This is a genomic window from Thiocapsa bogorovii (assembly GCF_021228795.1).
Taxonomy (GTDB): Bacteria; Pseudomonadota; Gammaproteobacteria; order Chromatiales; family Chromatiaceae; genus Thiocapsa; species Thiocapsa bogorovii.
In genome coordinates this window covers 3,574,853-3,595,004 of sequence record NZ_CP089309.1, presented here as the reverse complement: position 1 = coordinate 3,595,004, position 20,152 = coordinate 3,574,853, and the positions used below count along the sequence as shown (strand labels likewise).

The 20,152-nt window shown below is 63.8% G+C and carries 20 protein-coding genes; 7 read left to right on the top strand and 13 right to left on the bottom strand.

The window, feature by feature from the left end:
* Nucleotides 1–6: 6 nt before the first annotated feature.
* Both LT988_RS16100 and LT988_RS16095 read right to left on the bottom strand, forming a co-directional pair.
* Nucleotides 7–900: a glycosyltransferase gene (locus LT988_RS16100; RefSeq protein WP_232406556.1), complete on the bottom strand. Its 894-nt coding sequence runs from the start codon at nt 898–900 to the stop codon at nt 7–9.
* On the bottom strand, nt 897–2,324 hold the full coding sequence (locus LT988_RS16095; protein WP_232406555.1) for a GH1 family beta-glucosidase: 1,428 nt from the start codon (nt 2,322–2,324) through the stop codon (nt 897–899). The genes LT988_RS16100 and LT988_RS16095 overlap by 4 nt, the downstream gene beginning before the upstream one ends.
* A gap of 180 nt (nt 2,325–2,504) precedes the next feature.
* On the opposite strand from LT988_RS16095, the gene LT988_RS16090 reads away from it, so the two are divergent.
* The gene (locus tag LT988_RS16090) at nt 2,505–3,479 is read left to right on the top strand and encodes a metallophosphoesterase (protein ID WP_232406554.1); all 975 of its coding nucleotides are present in this window, start codon (nt 2,505–2,507) and stop codon (nt 3,477–3,479) included.
* A 98-nt stretch (nt 3,480–3,577) separates the two neighbouring features.
* On the opposite strand, the gene LT988_RS16085 is transcribed toward LT988_RS16090, so the two are convergent.
* The 3 genes from LT988_RS16085 to LT988_RS16075 form a co-directional block, all read right to left on the bottom strand.
* Entirely contained in the window at nt 3,578–4,072 is a 495-nt protein-coding gene (locus LT988_RS16085) for a CDP-archaeol synthase (RefSeq protein WP_232406553.1), read from the bottom strand.
* Between the two features lie 74 nt (nt 4,073–4,146).
* Nucleotides 4,147–4,617, bottom strand: coding sequence for an aminoacyl-tRNA deacylase (locus LT988_RS16080; RefSeq protein ID WP_232406552.1), 471 nt, complete (start codon nt 4,615–4,617; stop codon nt 4,147–4,149).
* A gap of 148 nt (nt 4,618–4,765) precedes the next feature.
* A complete protein-coding gene (locus tag LT988_RS16075) occupies nt 4,766–5,566 on the bottom strand; it encodes an inositol monophosphatase family protein (protein WP_232406551.1) in 801 nt (266 codons plus the stop codon).
* A gap of 76 nt (nt 5,567–5,642) precedes the next feature.
* On the opposite strand from LT988_RS16075, the gene LT988_RS16070 reads away from it, so the two are divergent.
* The 4 genes from LT988_RS16070 to LT988_RS16055 all read left to right on the top strand — a co-directional run bounded on the left by LT988_RS16070 (nt 5,643) and on the right by LT988_RS16055 (nt 8,480).
* On the top strand, nt 5,643–6,422 hold the full coding sequence (locus tag LT988_RS16070; protein ID WP_408648079.1) for an RNA methyltransferase: 780 nt from the start codon (nt 5,643–5,645) through the stop codon (nt 6,420–6,422).
* A gap of 25 nt (nt 6,423–6,447) precedes the next feature.
* Entirely contained in the window at nt 6,448–7,215 is a 768-nt protein-coding gene (gene cysE, locus LT988_RS16065; protein WP_232406549.1) for a serine O-acetyltransferase, read from the top strand.
* 85 nt (nt 7,216–7,300) lie between these two features.
* Nucleotides 7,301–7,783, top strand: a complete 483-nt coding sequence (gene iscR / locus LT988_RS16060) for a Fe-S cluster assembly transcriptional regulator IscR (RefSeq protein ID WP_232406548.1) — start codon at nt 7,301–7,303, stop codon at nt 7,781–7,783.
* Between the two features lie 121 nt (nt 7,784–7,904).
* Entirely contained in the window at nt 7,905–8,480 is a 576-nt protein-coding gene (locus LT988_RS16055; RefSeq protein ID WP_232406547.1) for an iron-sulfur cluster co-chaperone HscB C-terminal domain-containing protein, read from the top strand.
* 65 nt (nt 8,481–8,545) lie between these two features.
* On the opposite strand, the gene LT988_RS16050 is transcribed toward LT988_RS16055, so the two are convergent.
* Complete coding sequence (locus LT988_RS16050; RefSeq protein WP_232406546.1) at nt 8,546–8,974, bottom strand: rhodanese-like domain-containing protein; 429 nt, start codon at nt 8,972–8,974, stop codon at nt 8,546–8,548.
* Between the two features lie 297 nt (nt 8,975–9,271).
* On the opposite strand from LT988_RS16050, the gene LT988_RS16045 reads away from it, so the two are divergent.
* Nucleotides 9,272–10,198, top strand: a complete 927-nt coding sequence (locus tag LT988_RS16045; protein WP_232406545.1) for a lysophospholipid acyltransferase family protein — start codon at nt 9,272–9,274, stop codon at nt 10,196–10,198.
* A gap of 34 nt (nt 10,199–10,232) precedes the next feature.
* Here the strand turns inward: LT988_RS16045 and soxZ are convergent, their stop codons facing one another.
* The 5 genes from soxZ to LT988_RS16020 form a co-directional block, all read right to left on the bottom strand.
* Nucleotides 10,233–10,544, bottom strand: coding sequence for a thiosulfate oxidation carrier complex protein SoxZ (gene soxZ / locus LT988_RS16040; RefSeq protein ID WP_232406544.1), 312 nt, complete (start codon nt 10,542–10,544; stop codon nt 10,233–10,235).
* 54 nt (nt 10,545–10,598) lie between these two features.
* Entirely contained in the window at nt 10,599–11,072 is a 474-nt protein-coding gene (gene soxY / locus LT988_RS16035; protein WP_232406543.1) for a thiosulfate oxidation carrier protein SoxY, read from the bottom strand.
* 416 nt (nt 11,073–11,488) lie between these two features.
* Nucleotides 11,489–12,940 (bottom strand): beta-barrel assembly-enhancing protease, encoded by a 1,452-nt coding sequence (locus tag LT988_RS16030; RefSeq protein ID WP_232406542.1) that lies wholly within the window; start codon nt 12,938–12,940, stop codon nt 11,489–11,491.
* A gap of 297 nt (nt 12,941–13,237) precedes the next feature.
* Nucleotides 13,238–14,536, bottom strand: a complete 1,299-nt coding sequence (locus tag LT988_RS16025; protein WP_232406541.1) for a vWA domain-containing protein — start codon at nt 14,534–14,536, stop codon at nt 13,238–13,240.
* Nucleotides 14,529–15,572 carry an AAA family ATPase gene (locus tag LT988_RS16020; protein WP_232406540.1) on the bottom strand — a complete coding sequence of 348 codons (1,044 nt, stop codon included), beginning with the start codon at nt 15,570–15,572 and terminating at the stop codon, nt 14,529–14,531. The genes LT988_RS16025 and LT988_RS16020 overlap by 8 nt, the downstream gene beginning before the upstream one ends.
* A gap of 402 nt (nt 15,573–15,974) precedes the next feature.
* Here LT988_RS16020 and LT988_RS16015 point away from each other — a divergent pair, with 402 nt between their 5' ends.
* Nucleotides 15,975–16,172, top strand: a complete 198-nt coding sequence (locus tag LT988_RS16015) for an Alvin_2107 family globule sulfur oxidation protein (RefSeq protein WP_093031698.1) — start codon at nt 15,975–15,977, stop codon at nt 16,170–16,172.
* Nucleotides 16,173–16,419: 247 nt separating this feature from the next.
* On the opposite strand, the gene LT988_RS16010 is transcribed toward LT988_RS16015, so the two are convergent.
* The gene (locus tag LT988_RS16010) at nt 16,420–19,002 is read right to left on the bottom strand and encodes a hypothetical protein (RefSeq protein WP_232406539.1); all 2,583 of its coding nucleotides are present in this window, start codon (nt 19,000–19,002) and stop codon (nt 16,420–16,422) included.
* Between the two features lie 97 nt (nt 19,003–19,099).
* Nucleotides 19,100–20,134 (bottom strand): rhamnan synthesis F family protein, encoded by a 1,035-nt coding sequence (locus LT988_RS16005; RefSeq protein WP_232406538.1) that lies wholly within the window; start codon nt 20,132–20,134, stop codon nt 19,100–19,102.
* Between the last annotated feature and the right edge of the window lie 18 nt (nt 20,135–20,152).

Here is a 20,152-nt window from a genome sequence, read left to right as displayed (position 1 = left end):
CTCGCTTCAGCGCGAGAGATAGGCCCGGACGGACTCTTTCAACGTATCGAAATTCCGTCTGATCTCGGCCATGGCGTCCTGAACCTCCGGCGTCACCTCCTTGGAGATTCGGCGGATGACGGTGGCGTGCTCTTTGCGCCACTCATCCATCCGCTCGCGTAGACGCTTCAGGGCCTCGTCCGCTCTCCCGGTCTTATCCTTCTCGTCGTAGCCGAAGCCGTAGTCGACAATGTCTTCGGTGACCTCGCCCTTGAAGAGGCGATAGAGCTCGACCTGGACACACTTGGCGCTGTAGCTGAAGCGACCGTCCTTTTCCAAGCGACGCACGCTCATCCGGATCCGCGTGGAGTCGAGCATGTGCAGAGGCGCATGCCGAGCAGCACGTTTGACGAAATCGTGATCCTCGGCGAGACGCAGCGACTCGTCGAATCCTCCCACGCGATCGAATAACGCTCGATCGACGAAGATGGCGAACCCACCGGCGTGCGGGTCCGTCTTGAGACTGAGCTTGACGAAGGTGTTGGCGAGCTCGAAGAGCAGCTCGTCAAGCGGATTGTCCGAATCCGGCTCGAACCAACAGGTGGCGAGCCGCATGTTTTCGGCGTCCATCTCCGCGAGCGCCTTTTCCAGAAAGTCATCCGGAGGCAGGACATCGGCGTCGAAAAAGAATAGACGATCGCCGTGTGCGGCGGCCGCGCCACGGTTGCGCCCCACCGCGGGCATGCCCCCGTCGACGAGGATCACACCGCGCGAGCGACAGATCTCTCGTGTACCGTCGGTCGAACCGGCGTCGGCGACGATGACCTCGAAGTCGCGAAAGGTCTGTCGGTCGAGCCGGTCTAGCAGCTTAGGCAGCAGACCGGACTCGTTCAACGTAGGAATAACGACGCTTGCCTTCATGGTGTTGCCCTCGCGAGGTCATGCTCTTCGATCAGATCGAGCGAGTCGTCGAGCGCCGTGGCAAGCAAGGTTCGATACATCGGCTCGGGGAGATCGAATCCGCCCGTGCGGCAGACCGATGCGTACCAGTAGGCGCTCGACTTGGGTGTGCGTGTCAGGGTGTCGTAGTCGACATGAACGAGCCCGAAGCGCTTGGACAGGCCCAAGGCCCATTCGAAATTGTCCAGCAGACTCCAAACGAAGTAGCCGCGGATATCGCTGCCGGCATCCAGCGCCTTGCGCAGCATGAAGAGGTAGGCCTCCAGATAGTCGCGCCGCGCCGCGTCCTGCACGCTGCCGTCGGCCTCCACCCGGTCGGCGAAGGCCGCACCGTTCTCTGTGACATAGACCGGCGGGTTGTCGTAGCGCTCGCGCAGCCAGGTGAGTGTATCCAGAAAGCTGCGCGGGTAGATCTCCCAGTCCATGTCGGTATGCACCGCATTCGGATCCGGACTGCGTGCCAGTCGAAAGCCGAGCCAAGGAATCCGGCTGCGCTCGATGATGATGCGCGAGTAATGGTTCACGCCGACGAAGTCGACGGGCTGGCCGATCAGGTCGAGGTCCCCCGGGCGTAAGGTCCAGCTGAAGACCGAGAGGAGACGCCGAACCGGGTTCGGATACCTTCCGGCTAAAATGGGATCGGCGAAGAGCCGATTCGCCAGCGCATCGATCCGCTCGGCGATCCGGATATCACCGCGCCGCCGCGGGATCACCGGAAAGAGATTGAGCGCGGGACCGACACGAACATCCGGCACCAGACCGCGCAGACGCTCCAAAGCGGCTCCGTGGGCCAACAAGAGATGATGCGCGACGCGAAACGCCATCAAGGGGTTACGCCGGCCCGGCGCATGATCGCCGGAAACATAGCCCGCGGCGACGACGGTCAGCGGCTCGTTGATGGTGACCCAATGCTTGACGCGATCCCCGAGACGGCGCGCCACGACCTCTGCATAGTCGGCGAAGTGCCAGGCTGTCGCGCGCGACTCCCAGCCGCCGCGCTGCTCCTCGAACCAGGGGAGATCCCAGTGATACAGGGTCGCGAACGGCCGAATACCGCGCTCGAGCAGTCCGTCGACCAGCCGATCGTAGAAATCCAGGCCGCGCCGATTCACCCGAGCCTCGGGGCCGCTCATCACCCGAGGCCAGGAGATCGAGAAGCGATAGGCCCCGAGGCCGAGTGTCGCCATCAGATCAAGATCCTCGGCGTAACGGCGATAATGATCGCAGGCGATACCGGCGTGGCTGCCGTCCTGCACGCGCCCGGGGCGCGCCGTGAAGCGATCCCAGATCGATGGCGCCTTGCCGTCGGCATCAGGGGCACCTTCGATCTGAAAGGCCGCCGTTGCGGCACCCCAGATCAGACTCTCGGGAAACTGGATTCGCATCGTCCTGAAGCCTCTTCCGCGACACCCACGGCGAAACGGCGCTGGACGCCGCCCGTGCGTAGGATGCGGGTCACGTTTTCTCGCCCTGCCTTATGATAGCTTCGGGCGGGTTGAACCTCGATCCGTACAGGATACGTCTCAACCCCGTCTTTCCACGACTGCCAAGGCATCGAGCACCGCATGGACACCGAAGACACGACGAGTGATCCCAACGGGGTCGATCTCACCGGCATGGCCGCACGCATCGGCCGCACCCATCTGCGCCAACGCTTGGGGCTGGAAGGCGACCACGAGGTCTTCGTGTTGCGCCGCCCCGGCGCCCATTTCTTCTATCCCGAGAATTGGTACTCGGTGCACGGAGTGATTCGCGCGTGCCTGCGTCTCAGCGGACTCTATGCCCGAGCCCAGCGCAACGCCCGCAGCATCCAGGTGAAACAACACCGCGTCGCCATCCCGAATCTTCCCTCGGCCTTCGAAGGCTTTCGCATCCTGCATCTGACCGATCTGCACGTGGACATGGAAAGCCGCAACACCCATGCCATCAGCGAGTGCGTGCGCGGCTTGAAGTACGACCTCTGCGTGTTGACCGGCGACTATCGCGCCCGCACGTTCGGCCCGATCGATCGCGTACTGACAGGGATGGCGACGATCCGACTTCAGCTCAAGGGGCCGGTGTACGGCGTCCTCGGCAACCACGACACCCTGCGTCTGGTGCCCGGCCTCGAGGCGCTCGGGATCCGATTACTGCTGAACGAGGCGGTCGTCATCGAACGCGATGGCCAGTTGATCCACCTCGCCGGCGTGGACGATGCCCATTACTATCAGGTCCACAACATCGACCGCGCCTCAGCCGAGATCCCTGACGAGGCCGTCTCGATCCTCCTCTCGCACACCCCCGAGATCTATCGCCTGGCCGCCCATGCGGGGTTCAGTCTGATGCTCAGCGGTCACACCCACGGCGGCCAGATCTGCCTACCCGGCGGTATCCCTGTTGTCTGGGATGCGCGGTGTCCCCGCGCTATGGCCTCGGGCCCCTGGTGCTACGGCGCGCTGACCGGCTACACCTCGGTCGGCGCCGGCACCTCGGTGGTCAACGCCCGACTCAACTGCCTACCCGAGGTCACGGTGCACGAGCTGCGGCGCGCGCAACTCTAGTCGCCATGCCGATGTTGGTGGGGACCCAGACCCCGACCCGTCAGCCGGGATCCGGCAGTTGAACTAGATCCGGATCCAGGGCCAACCAAAAGGGATCGTTACCTCGATCCGCGGAGCCTCTTGATCAAGCGACGCAGCCGCGCCGCAAACGGCGTCAAGAGCAGATCGATCAGCGTGAATGCGATCACGACGAACGCGACCCGGGATGCCGAGAGATCCAAGACAGCCATCAGCATGATCGTCGGGATAAGCGCCTCGGGAATCTGATCCAACAGGAGGACGGATTCGCTCGGCTGGCGCCCCTGGCGTCGCTTGAGGAAGCTGGCGAGGAGATCCCCCGTCATGGCGCCAAGGGCGGCGGCCAGACCGAGGAGCCAAGGTAGACCGAGGAGAAGGGCGAGCACCGGCGTCGTCAGCAGGGCTGCGCCGAGACCGCGCCAAGTCTTGGAGGCACCGAGCCACGGGCGACCGTCGCGAAAGAGGCGACCGCCGTCGAGCGACCACCCGAAGCGAGGCCCGAGAAGCAGACGAAACAAGACCGGGACGCCGTTCGCCCAGACGACCAACACCAGCATCTGTAGGGTCGGAGTCATCGGCGCGGCATGATCTTCGAACGGTCGCCCCGCAAAAAACGCCGCTCGCGCCCGAGCGGCATACCGAGATTCTTCTAAAGGTGCCGACCGACGTCCACAACTTCGGCTGCACGCATGAGGTCGGCGAATCGATCCCCGGAAATCTTGACGAGATGCTCGTGGTCGCCGGATTCGAAGTAGACCTCCGGCAGATTCATGAGATGGCGATCGACAAGGGTCCTCAGCGCGTAGGCTCCGCCGATCGGGGGCACGGCACCGGGCTCGCAATCCGGGAACAGCCCCGCGACCTCCGCCTCGGTCGCAAGGCCTACCGGCTCGCCGAGGTGCTCGTGAAGTCGTCCGAGGTGGACATGATAGTCGGCCGGAACGACAACCAGAAGATAACGGCCGTCTTGGCTGACGACGACCCCCTTCGCCAGATGATCGCCCGGGACATGCGCCGCCTGCGCCGTGTCCATGCTCGCACCCGTGTGCGGATGACGAACCAAGGCGAAATCGACGGATTGCTCCTTAAGGTAAGACTGGAGCGTTGACGGGATGGACATGATCACCTCCTGCGGTGGATTGACCCACAGAGAAGTCTAGACCCTCCAACCGAGATTGGCCGTCGCTCGCCGGCATCCGCGCAGGCGCCCGAAGGTGCATGAAAAAGCGAACTCAGCCATCCGGCGGCACCGGTGCCGCCGGATGGGTTTAAGCCTTCAACTGCTCGGTGAGGTGCGGTGTCAGAAGGTCCAGCATCGCGCGATGCACCTTGAGGTTCCCGGCGATCAGATTACCGGTCTCGAGAAAGGTCTTCCCGCCGGCGAGATCCGTGACGGTGCCGCCCGCCTCGGTGACGAGGAGCGCGCCCGCCGCACAATCCCAGGGAGCGAGACCGATCTCCCAGAAACCGTCGGTGCGTCCGGCCGCCACATAGGCGAGATCGAGCGCGGCCGAGCCCGGCCGGCGCAATCCCGCGGTGGACAAGGTCATGTCCTTGAACATCCGAAGATAGACGTCGATGTGGCGCTGGTCGCGGAAGGGGAAGCCGGTCCCGATCAGGGCGCCTTCGAGCGAGGGACGATTGGCGACCCGGATCTTCCGGTCATTCAGTTGCGCGCCCTGACCGCGGGCGGCACTGTACATCTCCTCGCGCAGCGGATCGTAGACCACGCCACACTCGAGCTGGTCCTTGTGCTTGAGCGCAATCGAGACCGAGAACTGCGGGAAACCGTGCAGGTAGTTGGTGGTACCGTCGAGCGGATCGATGATCCACTGGAAGTCGCCTCGACCCTGTGCGCCGCTTTCCTCGGCGAGGATCGCGTGGTCCGGAAAGCGCGCCCGCAGCTCCTGGATGATGATCGCCTCCGCACCACGGTCGATGTCGCTCACGAAATCGTTGCGGCTCTTGGACTCGACCTTCAGCGAGTCGACGCGGTCCATGTAGCGCAACAGGAGCTTGCCGGCACTGCGTGCGGCGCGAATGGCGATATTAAGGCTTGGGTGTTGCATGCCGTGCAAGATAACCGATGCGCGTCCCCGATCAAAGATTGACAATCTACTGATGTTCTGAAGAACTTGCACCATGATGACAGAGAACCCCGACAACGCGCTCGCGCGCATCCGTTTCGTCCTGGTCGAACCCACTCTCAGCGGGAACATCGGGGCCGTCGCCAGGGCCATGAAGACGATGGGCCTCTCGCGCATGGAACTGGTCTCGCCCAGGCAACTTCCGGATGCCGAGGCCCTGGCTCGGGCCTGCGGAGCGGACGACCTGCTGCAACACGCAGGGATCCACGCGAATCTGCCCGAGGCCATCGCCGACTGCCGACTGGTGATCGGCACGAGCGCGCGCCGGCGCACGCTCGACTGGGAGACCCTGGAACCGCCCGAAGCGGCACGGAGACTCCTCGCAGAGGCCGCCGCGGGCGAGGTCGCACTGCTGCTCGGACGCGAGAGTTCCGGCCTGACGAACGCGGAGCTGGCACGCTGCCAGTTTCTGGTCAACATCCCGACGAACCCGGACTTCAGCTCGCTCAATCTGGCGGCCGCGGCACAGGTCTTCGCCTACGAGATCCGCCGCTGCTGGCGCGAGGATCTCACGGAGCCGGCACGCGCACCGTCAGACGAGATCCAGCGCGATCTCGCCACCGCGCAGGAGCTCGAGGGTCTGCACGCTCACCTCGCCGACACCCTGCGCGACATTGGCTTCGGCGACCCCGACAGCTCCAAGAAGTTGCTGCTGCGCCTGCGCCATCTCTTCAATCGCGCGCGCCCGGATCGCGTCGAGATCAACATCCTGCGCGGGATCCTGAGCGCCGCTCAGGGGAGAAAGAGCGGCAGACGGCCGACGCCTCCAGCCGACTAAACCGACGTTTCAAAGGCTTGCAGTTATGTTCGAACGAGTGAAGGAAGACATCGCCTGCGTCTTTGAGCGCGACCCGGCAGCGCGCACCGGGTTCGAGGTCTTCACGACCTACCCCGGGCTGCACGCCGTGCTGGCACACCGTTTGACGCACCGGTTGTGGAAACGCAATCTCAAGTGGCTCGCCCGCGTCGTCTCCAATCTGGCGCGACTCTTTACCGGGATCGAGATCCATCCGGGCGCCGTGATCGGCAGGCGCTTCTTCATCGATCACGGCATGGGTGTCGTGATCGGCGAAACGGCGGTGATCGGCGACGACTGCACCCTCTATCACGGGGTGACCCTGGGCGGCACCACCTGGCAAAAGGGCAAGCGTCATCCGACGTTGGGGCGCGACGTGGTCGTCGGCGCCGGGGCCAAGGTGCTGGGCCCGCTCTTGATCGGCGACGGCGTGCGCATCGGCTCCAATGCGGTGGTCGTGAAGTCGGTACCGGCGGGCGCGACGGTGGTCGGCGTCCCCGGCCGCATCATCGAGCCGGCGAAGGACGCGACGACCCGGCGGCGGGCCGACACCGCCAAGCGGATCGGCTTCGACGCCTATGGCGCCACGCGCGATGCGCCGGACCCGATCGCGAACGCCATCAACCGCATGCTCGATCACATCCACCACATGGATCAGCGCGTCGAGCAGATGTCCCGGGCGCTCGAAAGCCGCGGCATCATGCAGCATTTCGAGCACGACCCGACGCTCGATGAGGTCGAGATCCCACCCGCGACCGACCGCGACGCGATTTAATCGCAATTTCAGTATGGATTAATTGATCACCGTGGTCGGGTAACGTATCATATTGCGGCATATCGTTTAACGGAGCGAGGCGCACGTGAGACTGACCACGAAGGGCCGCTATGCGGTCACGGCAATGCTCGATCTAGCCATCCATCAAGGGCAAGGGCCGATCGCATTGGCCGACATCGCCCAACGTCAAGGCATTTCCCTGTCTTACCTCGAGCAACTTTTCGCGAAGCTGCGACGACGCGCACTCGTGACGAGCGTCCGCGGGCCGGGCGGCGGATACAACCTGGCACGCCAAGCCGCCGACATTCAGATCGCGGAGGTGATCGCCGCAGTAGACGAGAACGTCGACACGACCCGCTGCGGCGGCGCGCACAACTGTCAGAACAACGGCCCTTGCCTGACCCACGACCTCTGGCACGATCTAAGCGAACGCATCTACGATTATCTCAATCGCATCAGCCTCCAGCAGCTTGTCGACCGCCGCGACGAAACGGGCAACCGTCCGGGCACGACCTGCACGGCCGTCGACGTCAAGCTCGGCGTGCAACGCATCGTCGCCAACGCCTGACCCAACGCCGCGGCGACGCACGCGGAGTTGCCGCCAAAGACGCCGTCGGCTTGCCTTGAGTGACCTGCAGGCACTAGCATTCGGGTTCGGTTGTCGGATTCCGGGTCGAGGCTCGCCGCAGGTGGCAACGATCTCCGCCGTTTTGAACGGTTCCAAGAACTATTTCGATCTCTTCGATCTGCCGATCGGATTTGTGGTCGACCATTCCCGCCTGTGCGAGCGCTACCGAGCCTTACTCGACGGGGACTCGGCGAACTCGTACGGCGTTCCGGAATCGGCGGAGGACTCGACGTGCGAGCAGTCGCCGATCGAGATCGAGTTGGCCTACCGCACCTTGCTCGACCCCTTGGCCCGCGCCGCTTACCTTCTCGATCTTTTGGAATGCCGAAGCGAAGGCTACGGCTCGGGCGCCGGCGAGTATGGCGCCCTCGAAGGCTTCCTGATGGCCGAGATCGAGCTGCGTGAAAGCCTCGACGAGGCAACCAGCCGGCCTGATCCGGCTTCAGCGGTGGCCGGGATGCTGACTGATCTCGCCGAGCAGGGGGCGTCTCTGGAGAAGGACCTGCAGCGTGTGCTCGCCGATCCGTCACCGCAGAACCTCACCACGGCACGCGAGATCCTGCGCCAACTCGAGCTCGTCGGGACCTGTCGACGTGATGCCGAGGACCGTCGAGCGGCTTTGACGTCCCGGTCCTGAGACCGGCCGCTAAGTACCCGGCCCCGGGGCGGATCGGGCCGGGCGTCACGCAGCGACTCTACAACTCAGCACTGCTCCCAGGGCAAGCCGCGGAAGCGCCAACCGCCTTGGGTGCTTCTATGGTGATGTTCGTCGAGATCGCCCTCGAAGCCCTCGTCGACGTGATAGACGGCCTTGAGCCCGTCTTTGACCAACGCCTTACCGGCTTCGAGCGAGCGCTTGCCGCTGCGACAGATCAGGATGACAGGCGCGCATGGCGCTCCCGGCTCGCAGACGGCGCCGCCGAGTAAGAGTTTGCGGATCTCGGTCACGAAATGGGGGTTGACCACCCAATCCGGCTCGTCGATCCAGGGGACATGCACGGCACCCTTGGGGTGGCCCACGAAGAGAAACTCCATCGAGGAGCGAATATCGACAAGAACCGCTTGGGGATGCTCTTGGAGCATGTCGAAGGCCTCTTGGGGCGTTAGTGATCTCGGATGATCGTCATTCACGCGGGATACCTCGTTTGGTGGTTGTGGTTGTGGTTGTTGTTGTTGTTGTGATTGATCGCCGCATCGCATCCCGGCGGAGTGCCGTTGAACCGGAGAGCATCCCGGCGGTACCCGATGGCGGTCAGCGGCTCCGGGCAGTTTAACAAGCGACTCGGATCTATCGTTCGAATCCGAAGCGCAACGCAGCGTTGTATCCGAGAAGGATCGGCAGGGCGCGAAGACTCAAAGGAGATCGGTTTGGGGCACAAGAGGCAACCTGTCGAAGGACCAAGAAGCGCAGACATAAAGGATGCCTTGGTGCGCAACCTCATGCGTCTACTGAACCGGCTACCGCTCGGCACAGCACACGGCCTCGGCTCGGCCATCGGGCTGCTGATCGGTCTATGGCCCAACAAGCAACGACGCAACGCGCTCGTGAATATCGCACTCTGCTTTCCGGATCTCGACGGGAAGGAACAGATCCGGTTGCGCAACCGAAATCTGCGGGAGTTCGGCAAGACCTATGTCGAGATCGCACATCTGTGGTTGCGCCCGGCGGATGAGGTGCTCGCACTGGTCCGCGAGGTCAGAGGGGGCGAACTGCTGGAGCGGCGCGACGGTAAGGGCTTGATCGTCCTCTCCCCGCATCTAGGCGCTTGGGAGTTGGCCGGATTGCACCTCGCGGCACAAGGTCCGACAGCGATTTTCTACAAACCGCAGAAATATCTCGACGATATGATTCTGGCCTCTCGCGCCCGCAGCGGAGCCGAGCTCGCACCGATCACGGCGAAGGGCATCCGGGTCCTGGTCCAGGCGCTTGAACGCGGGGACTATGTCGGTATCTTACCCGATCAGGAGCCCAAGGCCGACAAAGGCGCTGTCTTCGCACCCTTCTTCGGGATTCCGGCCTTTACCATGCTCTTGGTCAACCGACTATCGCGCCGCACGGGCGCGCCCGTGATCTTCATGTTTGCCGAACGGATGAAGGGGGCGAAGGGGTTCAGGATGCACTGCATCCCGGCTCCGGCCGGAATCGACAGCGCGGACGATATCGAGGCGGCGACTGCGCTCAACAAAGGGATCGAGCAGTGTGTCTCGATCTGCCCTGAGCAATACGTTTGGCCGTACAAACGCTTTAGACGTCGCCCGCAGGGGGCCCCGGGTCTCTACAACGGACCGCTTGCGGACCGGCATACGCTCGAGCAGGTGTCGCGATTGCGCAGCAGGATATCGGAGGCGACCTGAGCACATCCCTGTGCCCGGATAGACGATCCGGAGATCAGGAGATCTCGCTGGTTGCGCTCTGGGTTTCGCCCATATTGTCCGTCCAGGTGACCTCGATCGGATCCCCGGCCGCGCCGCCCGCAAACTTGAATGCGAGATAGGGGTTCTTGGACACGCCGCCGCTCCAATTGGCGGTCATCACGACCTGATCCTTGGATTTGCAGACGACTTCCTGGATGAAGTGTGCCGGAACCAGCTCGCCGGTCTTGCTGTCCTTACGCAGCCCGGTTTCCATCGGGTGGCTCATCAAGCACTTGACTTCGGTTTCGCCGTCTTTGAGCTTGGCGCGGATCTTGATGTCTGACATCTCTGTATACCTCGAATTTGGTGTCTATGCCGTGTCCCGCGGGAATCGATTCGATCAGCCGCCGCAGCCGCCGATGGTGACCTTCACTTCCTTGGCGTTGCTGTAGAGCTTGTCGGCGGTCTGAACCACGGCTACGACGTTGGATGTCTTGGCCATCTTGATCCGCGTAGAGACGAAGGGCAGCGCAGACTCGCCGAGGTCGAACGAGGCAATGAGCGGTGTCTGGTTCTGGTCGGCAACGATCGCGATCGACTTGACGCCTTCCATATCCGTCTCGACGGTGACCGGCACGACTGCACCGTTTTCAGCAATGTCCGGTGCCTTGATCTTGATCGTATCGCTGGTCTCGGTGGCATCCGATCCCATCAGACTCGTCAGGGCCGCCGGCAGATCCTTCGCATGGAAGGCCGCCTCGTTCCAGCTCGCAAGGACCATTCGGGGGGACAGCAGACCGGCGCCGACGGCGACTCCGACGGTACCGGCGGCGAGTGAACCCTTCAGCAGGATTCGACGTTTTGCATCGATCATGGAACATCTCCTATGGAGCATGGGTGGGTGGTCTAGATTGCGACAAGCATCACACGCGTCGGGACGGTTCGCAGACGCCGGCGCACCGAGGACGTTCCCGAGTGACCGGCAGGGCCCGATGCGGGCAACCGGGCATCCCGGGAGTCGAACGACCTTGATGAAGTAGGCGCGCGACCGGAAATCGGACGTGAAACGCGGACGCTCAAGCCCGCTTCAACCCGATCCGACCCGCGTGGGGTGTGAACGGTGAAATCCTCCACTTCTTCTCGATCTTATTATTGATCCACTGCACGGGCTGGCCGGATCAGGCCACCCGCCACGGTCATGCCGGATGCCGGATCCGACGCGTCGGAGCGCTTTCCCGACATCCACGCCCGGACAATGTTACCGCACTCCAACTGGACTTGGAACGCACTTCATCGCAGGCTCAAGGGCGCGGCGCGCAGGGGATTTCCGCCTCGCTTCTTCTCGTCGCGCTCCTCTTCGCGCCAGGCGTCGAGCCGGACCTGGATCTGAGCGGCGTCGTGATAAGGGACGTCGCGTCGACGCAACGCCAGCTCGAGATGCCTGATGGCAGGCTCGAGATCCCCCTCGACATAAAGCTTCTCCGCGCGATAGCGATCGACACTCGTCTGATCGCCCGCCTGGGTCGCCGCCAGCACGATCATCTCGTAGAGCATTGCATTGGCCGGCCGCACCCTGGCCACGGCCTTCAGCTCATCGAGCGCACGTGCAGGCTGACCGGCCGTCGTGAGGGCCTCGGCGTAAGCGACGCGCAACGGCCATTGGCTCGGGAAAAGGCTCACGGCCTGCCTGAGGTGCGCCAGAGCCTCCGCTCCCTTTCCGAGTGCCGAATCGAGCTCGGCATCCAGGACGATAAACTCGGCCCGGCTCGGATGAGCTGCGATGAGTTTGTCGCTCTCGCGCTTCGCCTCGGTGAACCGTCGCGCGCGCTGCAGGGCGAGGGCATAGCCGTAACGCTCGGCGATCTCTTCGCGAAAGCGTCCTCCCCGCAAGGTGTCCTCGAAATGGGCGACGGACTGCTCGGCCCTCCGATAGGATCGCTCGCGCAGTTTGGCGCGCGTCAGCTGAAACCCCAGGCTATCCGGACGCTGACGCACGCCGAAACTCTCGGCTCGCCCGAGCGAATCCGAGATTCGGTCGGCCGTCACCGGATGCGTGCGCAGGAACTCCGGCGCGTTGGACTCGTAGACGCGGGTCGCCTTGGCGAGCCGCTCGAAGAAGCCGGCCATCGCAAAGGGGTCGTGACCGGCACCGGCCAGGGTCTGGATCCCGATCCGATCGGCCTCCTTCTCGTTGTCGCGGGTAAAGTTGATCCTGCGCTGAAGCGCCGCGGCCTGCACTCCCGCGATCGCAGCGACACCGGCATCCGGCGAGACCTGCGCGCCGAGGACGGCCGCAGCGATCAGCAAGGCCGTCGTCGGAAGGCTGAGCTTGCTCTGGTCCTCGAACGAGCGCATCAAATGGCGCTGGGTAACATGCGCAATCTCATGCGCCATCACGGCCGCGAGCTCGCTCTCGGTCTCCGCCGCCAAGATCAGCCCGGAATAGACGCCGATATAACCACCCGGACCCGCGAACGCGTTGACGACCGGCTCATCGATCACGAAGAAGGTGAAGTTTCCCCCGGCGGTCGGATCAGACTCCACCAAGGCGGTGCCCAAGGATTCGATGTAGCTGGTCGCGAGCGGATCGTCCAGGACGGGCAGGGCGTTGCGCACACTGCGCATGAAAAGTTTTCCGAGCCGCGCCTCGGCGGACCGGGTCATCATGCTGTCCGACGAGCTGCCCATATCGGGAAGGCTGTAGGCATCGGCCGAGACCGGCATAGATATCGACGTGGACATGACCGCCAAGCACGCAAGCCCGCCGAGCGCGAACCGTCGACACCGACCGAGAAACATCCGGATCATCATGGTTTCGTGAGACGCAATGCGTACCTGGTAGTTCCTGAAAGCGCGCGCCGTGCGCGAACCATCTAAGGTTTTCGTCGACGTAAAGCTGTTCACCACACGCGGGCTTCGTTCCGGCGGCGCGTCCCGAACACAAAAAATCTCCTGAATCGCGTCGCACCGAGGTCGTTGTTCACGCATTCGCTACATCGACCTCGAAACAAACCCTGCCACCCCGAACGCGATTCAGCACTAGTTGAGCTGGATCCGCTGCCCCCAGGGCACCTTTCCCTGCCCCTTCACGAGCCAGATCACCGGAAACGCCGGCTCGGCCGGTGGAAACTCGCCTTGCGCATCGGTGAAGTAGACCAGCAGATCCGGGCGGACGCCCTCCCGATCGATCCACTGAAAAACCGGTCGGAAGCTCGTACCACCGCCGCCGCGGATCGCCTCGGGCAGCTGAAAGCTCTCCCAAGGCTCGAACCGAAAGGGGGCACCTTCACACAAGGCCGCATCGCAGGGCAAGAGGGTCACACGAGCACGCACCTGACCCTTGAGCGCGTCGATCTCTCCGATAAACTCCTCCAGCTCCTCCGCCTTGATCGAGCCCGAGGTATCCACTGCGACCACCAGGTCCGTCTGATGACTACGCAGGCTGGGCATGATGAAGTCGCCCGCGCGACGCGACGGGCGCGCGTAGCTGTAATCGTCTCGCGAGACGGCCGTCATGTAGCGCGCAAGAAGCATGCGCCAGGGCAAGCGCGGCTGTAGGAGATGGTCGATCATCCGCGCCATCTCGCCGCCGAGCTTGCCGGCCTGCTGCGCAGCCCCTGCGAGACGCTGCTGCCATTGCACAGAGAGGGTCTCTTGCTCGTCCGGGGTCAAGGGCTCGGGCTTGCCCACGCCGCCGTCGGACCCGTCGGCTTGGTTCGGTTGCGAGGAGCGTGTCGTCCCCTGCCCGGCTTCGGACTCGCCCTGTTGCTCTTGTGGCTGCTCGGGCATGCGATCGAGATCCTTCTCGCTCATCCCGGACCGGCTGCCGCCCTGCTGGTTGTCGCGATCGTAGGCATGCGTGTCGAGGGTCTCGGACTCGTCATTGTCGTCGATGAGCGGGTAGATCTCTTCGGCGGTCATGCCCTTGTAGGGCGGCATCACCAAGGCATTCGGCGGGGGCTTCAGACCCTCGTCGATCAAGAGCGGATTGATGGCGTAATCGCAAGCGAGATCCCACTTGTGCTTGACGCGATGCTGCCGCCGAGCGAAATGCGACAGTGCACAATGCAGGGCCTCGTGCGCCAGCATAAACTGGGTCTGGTCGAGGCTCAGGCTCTGAATGTATTCGGGGTTGTAGTAGAAGGCGCGCGCGTCGGTGGCCGTCGTCGGGCACCAATCCGGGTTCGAGGCATGCATCGGCAGACGCAGCACCAAGGCGCCGAGGAAAGGCTTGTCCAGGATCAAGCGCGTCCGGGCTGCCGCGAGCTTGGTCTCGATGGCTTGCCGCTCGGTATCGGATATGACGGCGCAGCCTGTGGCACCGACACCGCTACTCATAGAGCATCACGCCGGCAACGACGGCGGCCCAATCCGCGAAGGCCGGTACCTCGAAGAGGCTATTTCCGACCGCGCGGTGCAGATCGGACACGAGCATGACACCCATCTCGCGCTGCGGAAAACGACCTGCGTAAGCGAGGATGTTGCCGATCACCCGATCCTTGTCCGGCTCCGCCTGCGCGCGGATGGCACGGCCGACCAGTGCAGCCGCGACGGCGTATTGCAGATCGATCTCGCGCGGGACAGGCACGACCTCGCCCGCCAGGATGGCATCCAGATCGGGCATTTGATCCAGACTGTCGACGAAGGCGGCGACCTCGATCCCCGCCGCCGGCCCGACACAACCCTGCAAGGTGCCCTGCAGCAGCTCGGGGATGTCCTCGAATTTCTTCAGACAGCGGTGCGCGAACTCCCAGGAGCGAGGCGAGGGGAAGGCGACCGGGTTGTGGGCCGGGTCGAAATCAAACAGCAGCTCCGGACGGAAACGCAGAAAGCCGATGACACGCTCGTCGATGCCCTGCGCGTAGGCCCAAGCAACCCAGTCGTCCAGATGGGTCTCGACCTCGAAGTGCGAGAAGCGGTTGGCGAGCGGCGACGGCATGCTGTAGGTCACGCCGCGATCACCCTGCCGATTGCCGGCCGCGAAGATCGCCCACCGCTCGGGAACCTGATACTCGCCGAGTCGGCGATCCAGGATCAACTGGTAGGCCGCCGCCGAAACCGCCGGCGGCGCCGAGGTGATCTCGTCGAGAAAGAGGATTCCGGCCGGCCCATGTCGGTCGGCGTCCGGCAGGATGGCGGGGATCGCCCACTCTACCCGATCGCCGGCGCGGAACGGGATCCCGCGCAGATCGCTCGGCTCCATCTGCGACAGGCGGATATCGATCATGGGCACCCGATGACGCTCGGCGATCTGCGCCACCATCTGCGACTTTCCGACACCCGGAGGGCCCCAGAGCATGACCGGGGTGTGGTGACCTTCCGCGGTACTCGAAAACTCGCGCTCGAGGACGCGGAGCAACTGGGCTGGACGCATAGCGGGTCGTCTTCCTCTTGAGCCTGGTGCGAAAGGGCCTCGTCCGCGAGACCCCGGGGCGAAGGCGACCCGTTATCGGGCGACCACCGCAATTGAGTTGGAAAGAGAGTGGGTTTTAGCGCTCGGCTTCACAAGGCAACGCCAGGACCTGATGCAATACGCGCGCAACCGGGTGCGCGATCGCCTTGTCACACATAAGAAAAACGCTGTATTCTTATAGCCCTTCTCGCCCCCTCATGACCATGCGGGTTGTGCGGGCTAGGCTCCATACGAGACTCGAGAGAGGACCCGAGGGTCCGGGTCGACGCACCCGAATCCACGTCGCCAATAAGATTAAGGTTTTTGAAGGCAAGGCCTTTCCAAGCCGACCCTTCGTCAACGATAAGAGCCCGGAGAGCGGACATGAACCAGTTCTATTACGACGCTGTAACCAAAATGGAACAACTCGGTGTCGACGACGAGTACATCCAAGGCTGGCAGTGCGGCTTCCTCCAGAACCCGAAGCGCGAAGAGCAGCGCCTCACCGAGGCCTACGAGGCCGGCTACGGGGACGGCGAAGAGAAGAATACGGACAACTTCGGAGACTGGGTCAAGGCCTAGGTCCGAAGGACCTGAGCTCGATGTAAGCGCCTCGGCGCGATCACCTCCAGAAGAGCGGACCGAAAGGCGGGGCGACCCGCCTTTTGTCTGCCTGCGAACCACATCGCATTCATACCGAGCCGTCTCCTCGCATTTCGGCACTCGTCGCTGCACAGGTCCAGCCGTTCGGCCACCCGCTGTCTGCGCAGGCCAAGACAGGGTTCCTCGCGGCTCTCGCCCCGCCGACTCTGGACGAAGTCACTCGCGCCTAGGGCGTAGTGACCGCCACGTTGGTCGCCCCGACGGTTGTCCCGTTTGCCTCGAAACGCAGAAAGAGTCGGTTGATCGCAGGATCGAAGGCGATCGGCTGCCCGTTTCCGCTGGCCAAGACGGTGTAGTAGACCGTCTGATCGGCCCCGATCGTGCGGAACAAACTGTCGCCGCATACCAGCCAGGTCCCCGCGGCATCCGTCTCGCACACGCGAAGGGCCAGCGGCAGGGCGCGACCACCGTCGTCGACGCCGACCCTCACCGTGCCCGCACTGCCGATGTTTACCGCCGCGGTCGCGAAGAACCCGGTGCCGTCGCGACTCGGCAGCCGCACCACGCCGTCCCCGCTCGGGGTCACGCCGATCGCGAGGAGGTCCGGCGGCGCGGTTGCCGCCGCCGAGAGGATGAAGGTATTCAGCCCGGCGTAGCTCAACGCCGGCGCCGTATTCGTGCAGTCGAACACCGGCGCAATCTCGGTCGCAGCCAGGGCCAGGCTCGGTGTGATGCCGAAGACGAACCCTTGCGTCGCCCCCGGCGGGATCTCCACCGGTGTATCCGGTGTACCGGTCAAGGCGTTGCCGGAATCGGTCGTCTGATAGGTGAAAGTCACGGGCAGACCGCCCGGCGGTGCAATCGAGCAGTCGGTGGCCGTCGTGTCACCGCTGTTAATGAGACTGGCGAAGGCGGTTGCGGTCTCGCCGATACCGACGGCGCGGGCATACGGGAGCACTGCCGCCTCGATCCGTGTCTCGCCGATTGGCAATGACTCAAAGGTTGCAACGCAGTCGGTCGCCCCCTCCAGCGGATGGAGATAGGGGCAGGATGGATCACCGGACCAACCGGTCCAAACCGAGCCGGGCGATGCAACGGCTTGTAGAAAAACCTCGGATCCGAGATCGAAGTCGCCCTCGCAGGTGCTGCCGCAGTCGATGCCGGGCGGGCTCGAGGTGATGGTCCCGTCACCCGTACCCGCCTTCGCGGCCGTGACGCGCCCGCTCCCTTCAATGAAGTCGGTTTGACGCCCGAGCCAGTACGCCAGGAGATAATCGACGCCCGCGAATGCGAACTCGGGCGCTCCGGGATCGACGAGCTTCCAGGGCTGGCGCTCCCAAACGAAGGTGGCGCCGGGTCGATCGTCGACATCGGTGGCGACGGCAGACAGTCCGGGACATTCCGGATCCGCGGGATATTCGGAACGCACGTCGATCGGCTCCGCCGTTTGAGGGGGGTTCGGGAACAACGCGAGCTGGGCCAGATGTGCCTCGATCACGGCCTCGACGGCATCCTCGGGCGCTGCCTGAGCGGCATAGAGAAACGCGAAAAATACGTTCTTATGATCCTCGACCGCAGACCAAAGCGCATCGCGCAGGACATCGCGCTGCAGTCGCGCGCGCCGCACCGGGTCGTCCTCCAGTCTGACCCAGTTGTACATCGGCATAAAAGCGACATTGAGACCGTAGTAGGCCTCTCCGCATTCGTTGGTGTTCTCCCAACCCGTCGCGATGTCGAGCCAGTCGTCGACCTGCTCGTCGTAATGGGCCAACAGCGCGGCATGACGCGCCTCGTACCCCGGAACGCCGGCGGTGACCTGCAGCGCAACCCGGAAGGCCGCGGCAAGTTGGATCGCCTGACTCGGCAGAAGCACATCGGGTAGCCAGCCCAGACCCGGGATCTGGCGAATGAACTCGCTCGGGTTCGGCCAAAACACCACCATCCCGGAGGCTTCCACCTCTAAGGGGCTGGTGCGAACGTTGAGGATGGGTATTCCGTCAGGGGTCTCGTCGTCGGTGTAGACCGCATGCTGTAGCTCGAGCGTGGTCGAGAAGTTGCTCGACCCGTTGATGATGACCTTCACGCGCTTGCGCTCGCGCCGCATGAGCTGCTCGGCGAAGGTCGCAACGTCTTCTCTGATGAGCTGACGGATGCCGGGATCCGATGTCGCCTCGTAGGCCAGCGACATCCCGAGCAGTACGCCCTGGTATTGATCCCGGCTGACCCGGCCGCGCCAGTGCCAGAGCGCATCCTCGTAGGGGACGTCCCGAATGACCTCCGGGTCGCCGGCCGGCAAGGTGGCCAAGATCGCGTCCGAACTGTCGGCGGGCGCCGCGAAACGGGCGAGATAGCCCGCATCGCCCGAGATCCGCCACCATCGATGCAGCACCCTGACCGTCTCGGCGAGCTGATCGGCCGCATCGGCCGCACCCGTCGCCTCCAACCGCAGGGCCTGCGCGGCGAGATAGGCGCCGGTCCAGATCGCAGGATCCCGCTCGCCGCCGTAGCTCTTCACCTGCGTATAGGTGTCGTCCGTGAACTGCCCGGACATGACCCCGCCGGCCGGCATCAGGTGCTCGCGCATCCAGGTCTCGTGATCGGCCGCGCGCCGGTAGAGGACTTCGGGATCCGTGTCCGAAGCGACAGCATCGGAGAAGACACCGGCGCCGGGATGCGCTCGCTCGGTCGCATCGACTTCGGTGTCCGGTCGAGAGGATTCGCAACAGGAAGGGGTGATCTGGGCATAGCCCGTCGCGCAGATCAAGAGTGCGGCAAGCCCCGAGAATATCTGTTTCGGCAGTGCTTTCATGGCGTACGCCTCCTAGAACGATAGCCCGGTCCGGCGGCTGAGCGCGGCGCGGCGTTGATCATAAACTCAGACTCGGCGCGGGAGTCTCGGTTTCCGGTCAGATGCTGCGATCGCGCAGGACATGCTGCAGGTGTCGAGAGATCAAGCGGGTATCGTATCCGCTGACCTGGCGAACTGCACTCTCCCAGTACTGGGTCAACGGCACGCTGCAGGGATTGCGGGTCAGCAGCTCACGCTTCAGAAAGGGGTAGCCATGCCGACGCAACAAGGGTTCCCAGAAGAAGTGGCTGGGATTCACCGGGATACCGGCCATCAGGGCCTCGAACAACCACTTGAGATAATCGCGCTGCGGCAAGCCGGCGGCCCAGTCGGGATTGTCGTACGACCGGCGTTGTAGGTCCTCGATCAGCTCCATCGCTACCGTGCGGTAGGGATAGAGCGCCTCCAGTTGCAGTCCGGCAGCCAGCATACGACGCGAGAAACCGATTTCATGATGATGCACGACCAACTCTTTCGACTGGGTATAGCACACATCCTTCCAGAACCGATGAAACTCGGTCGCCGCCAAGGCCGGGCGATGGATCAGCAGGAAATAGCTCTGAAGGTGATAGTAGTGTTGGAAGGTATCCGTGATTCCCCAGATGTCGGCTTGACTCGGGCCTGCCTTTTCCAGGAGCGCGCTCAAGTCGTGAAACGGCCCGTAGACGCTGTCGTTGGCGAGGATCAGGCTGTCGAGCGCGGCGAGGTCCGGAATCTCGCGCAATGCATCCTTATAGGCCCCGAAATCATACCCTCGGTTGCGCCGCCGTAGGATCAACCCACAGCGCGTCCGCAAGACATCGACCGCCGCCGGCAACAGCCGAGGGCTGTTGGTCACGAACAGGATGCTGTAGCCGGCCTCCCGCAACTGCTCCAGATAGAAGAGGACGTACGGATGTACCAGGCCCTTGTCGTCGAAATGGACGAAAACAGCGATCCGCTTGGCCCCGGCCAATCCGCCGTCGCCGCCCCAGCGCTGCACGACCCAGGTCGGATCCCGCGCCAGACGCACCCGCATCCAAGAGGTTCGGTGCTCGATGAAGTTGCGGATTCGGCGCCTAGTGAGCGTTTGACGGAAGTCGCGCAAACCCATATCGGATCCTTTCTGACT